This is a genomic window from Micromonospora sp. NPDC093243 (assembly GCF_044753725.1).
Lineage (GTDB): Bacteria > Actinomycetota > Actinomycetes > Mycobacteriales > Micromonosporaceae > Micromonospora.
The window spans coordinates 1-3,435 of sequence record NZ_JBIVNT010000023.1; the positions used below are offsets into that span (position 1 = coordinate 1).

2 rRNA genes are annotated in these 3,435 nt (G+C 57.1%); both read right to left on the reverse strand.

Features of this window, described 5'->3' with window-relative positions:
* Window positions 1-4: 4 nt before the first annotated feature.
* Window positions 5-121: ribosomal RNA gene (rrf, locus tag ACIP9D_RS32735) — 5S ribosomal RNA — on the reverse strand.
* Window positions 122-207: 86 nt separating this feature from the next.
* Window positions 208-3,317, reverse strand: a 23S ribosomal RNA gene (locus ACIP9D_RS32740).
* Window positions 3,318-3,435: the final 118 nt, after the last annotated feature.

Sequence of the window (3,435 nt, forward strand, 5' to 3'; positions counted from 1 at the left end):
GATTGTCCGGCGGCGTCCTACTCTCCCACACCCTCCCGAGTGCAGTACCATCGGCGCTGGAGGGCTTAGCTTCCGGGTTCGGAATGTGACCGGGCGTTTCCCCTCCGCCATGACCGCCGTAACTCTATCGACATATCAAACAACACACCACACACAGGGGTGTTTGTTCGTTTGTCGGGAGTTGCACAGTGGACGCGTAGCAGCTTAGTAGTCAAGTCCTCGGCCTATTAGTACCGGTCAACTGAACCCGTTACCGGGCTTACATTTCCGGCCTATCAACCCAGTCGTCTAGCTGGGGGCCTTACCCCACAAAGTGGGTGGGATACCTCATCTTGAAGCGAGCTTCCCGCTTAGATGCTTTCAGCGGTTATCCCTTCCGAACGTAGCTAACCAGCCGTGCCCCTGGCGGGACAACTGGCACACCAGAGGTTCGTCCGTCCCGGTCCTCTCGTACTAGGGACAGCCCTTCTCAAGTATCCTACGCGCACGGCGGATAGGGACCGAACTGTCTCACGACGTTCTAAACCCAGCTCGCGTACCGCTTTAATGGGCGAACAGCCCAACCCTTGGGACCTGCTACAGCCCCAGGATGCGACGAGCCGACATCGAGGTGCCAAACCATCCCGTCGATATGGACTCTTGGGGAAGATCAGCCTGTTATCCCCGGGGTACCTTTTATCCGTTGAGCGACACCGCTTCCACTCGCAAGTGCCGGATCACTAGTCCCGACTTTCGTCCCTGCTCGACCTGTCAGTCTCACAGTCAAGCTCCCTTGTGTACTTGCACTCAACACCTGATTGCCAACCAGGCTGAGGGAACCTTTGGGCGCCTCCGTTACCTTTTAGGAGGCAACCGCCCCAGTTAAACTACCCACCAGACACTGTCCCTGAACCGGATAACGGTCCGAAGTTAGATACCCAAATCAACCAGAGTGGTATTTCAAGATTGCCTCCCCACCAACTGGCGTTGATGGTTCACCGGCTCCCACCTATCCTACACAAGCTAATTCGGATACCAATGTCAAGCTATAGTAAAGGTCCCGGGGTCTTTCCGTCCTGCCGCGCGTAACGAGCATCTTTACTCGTAATGCAATTTCGCCGGGCCTGTGGTTGAGACAGTGGGGAAGTCGTTACGCCATTCGTGCAGGTCGGAACTTACCCGACAAGGAATTTCGCTACCTTAGGATGGTTATAGTTACCACCGCCGTTTACTGGCGCTTAAGTTCTCCGCTTCGCCCCCGAAAGAGCTAACAGGTCCCCTTAACGTTCCAGCACCGGGCAGGCGTCAGTCCATATACATCGAATTACTTCTTCGCATGGACCTGTGTTTTTAGTAAACAGTCGCTTCCCCCTGCTCTCTGCGGCCATACAACGCTCCACCCGCGTGGGGCTTCACGTCTCCGGCCCCCCTTCTCCCTAAGTTACGGGGGCAATTTGCCGAGTTCCTTAACCACAGTTCGCCCGATCGCCTCGGTATTCTCTACCTGACCACCTGTGTCGGTTTGGGGTACGGGCCGCTCGGAACTCGCTAGAGGCTTTTCTCGGCAGCATAGGATCACTGACTTCACCTGAATCGGCTCGGCATCACGTCTCAGCCTTCATGCACCGCGGATTTGCCTACGGTACGGCCTACACGCTTACCCCGGCACAACCACCGGCCGGGATCAGCTACCTTCCTGCGTCACCCCATCGCTTGACTACTACCCGCCAGGTTCCCACGCTCCCCACCATTGACCCGAAGGTCGCCGGCAGCTCGGGTGGTTAGCACAACGAGGTTCATCAGGGTCGCTCCTTCGCGGGTACGGGAATATCAACCCGTTGTCCATCGACTACGCCTCTCGGCCTCGCCTTAGGTCCCGACTCACCCAGGGCGGATTAGCCTGGCCCTGGAACCCTTGGTCATCCGGCGGAAGGGTTTCTCACCCTTCTTTCGCTACTCATGCCTGCATTCTCACTCGTGCCGCGTCCACAACTGGGTCACCCCGCTGCTTCACCCCCGGCACGACGCTCCCCTACCCATCCACACACCTGCACAAGGAATCAAGTCCAAGCGAGGTAAAAATGTGAATGCCACAGCTTCGGCGGTGTGCTTGAGCCCCGCTACATTGTCGGCGCGGAACCACTTGACCAGTGAGCTATTACGCACTCTTTAAAGGGTGGCTGCTTCTAAGCCAACCTCCTGGTTGTCTATGCGACCCCACATCCTTTTCCACTTAGCACACGCTTAGGGGCCTTAGCTGGTGATCTGGGCTGTTTCCCTCTCGACTACGAAGCTTATCCCCCGCAGTCTCACTGCCGCGCTCTCACTTACCGGCATTCGGAGTTTGGCTGATTTCGGTAAGCTTGTGGGCCCCCTAGACCATCCAGTGCTCTACCTCCGGCAAGAAACACGCGACGCTGCACCTAAATGCATTTCGGGGAGAACCAGCTATCACGGAGTTTGATTGGCCTTTCACCCCTAACCACAGGTCATCCCCCAACTTTTCAACGTTGGTGGGTTCGGCCCTCCACGCGGTCTTACCCGCGCTTCAGCCTGCCCATGGCTAGATCACTCCGCTTCGGGTCTAGGACACGCGACTGAATCGCCCTATTCAGACTCGCTTTCGCTACGGCTCCCCCACACGGGTTAACCTCGCCACATGCCACTAACTCGCAGGCTCATTCTTCAAAAGGCACGCCGTCACCCCGCAAGGCTCCGACGGATTGTAGGCGAACGGTTTCAGGTACTATTTCACTCCCCTCCCGGGGTACTTTTCACCATTCCCTCACGGTACTCGTCCGCTATCGGTCACCAGGAAGTATTTAGGCTTACCAGGTGGTCCTGGCAGATTCACGGCAGATTTCAGGGGTCCGCCGCTACTCGGGAACACCCACAGAAGACCAGCAGCTTTCACCTACCGGACTATCACCGTCTACGGTCAGCCTTTCCAGACTGTTCAGCTAGCCACTAGCTTTGTAACTTCTCGAACAAGTGTCAGCTCATTCAGCAGGGTCCCACAACCCCGACCACGCAACCCCTGACAGGTATCACACGCAGCCGGTTTAGCCTCAATCCGCTTTCGCTCGCCACTACTCACGGAATCACTATTTGTTTTCTCTTCCTACGGGTACTGAGATGTTTCACTTCCCCGCGTTCCCCCCATACACCCTATGTGTTCAGGTGCAGGTGACATCACATGACTGATGCCAGGTTTCCCCATTCGGACACCCTGGGATCACAGCTTGGTTGACAGCTCCCCCAGGCCTATCGCGGCCTCCCACGTCCTTCATCGGCTCCTGGTGCCAAGGCATCCACCGTTCGCCCTTGACAACTTGACCACAAAGATGCTCGCGTCCACTGTGCAATTCTCAACAAACGACCAACCCACAACCCACAGCCCCACACCAAACCCGACAACCGCCGGCGGTATGCGAGACCAGGCCATGCCTGGCAACC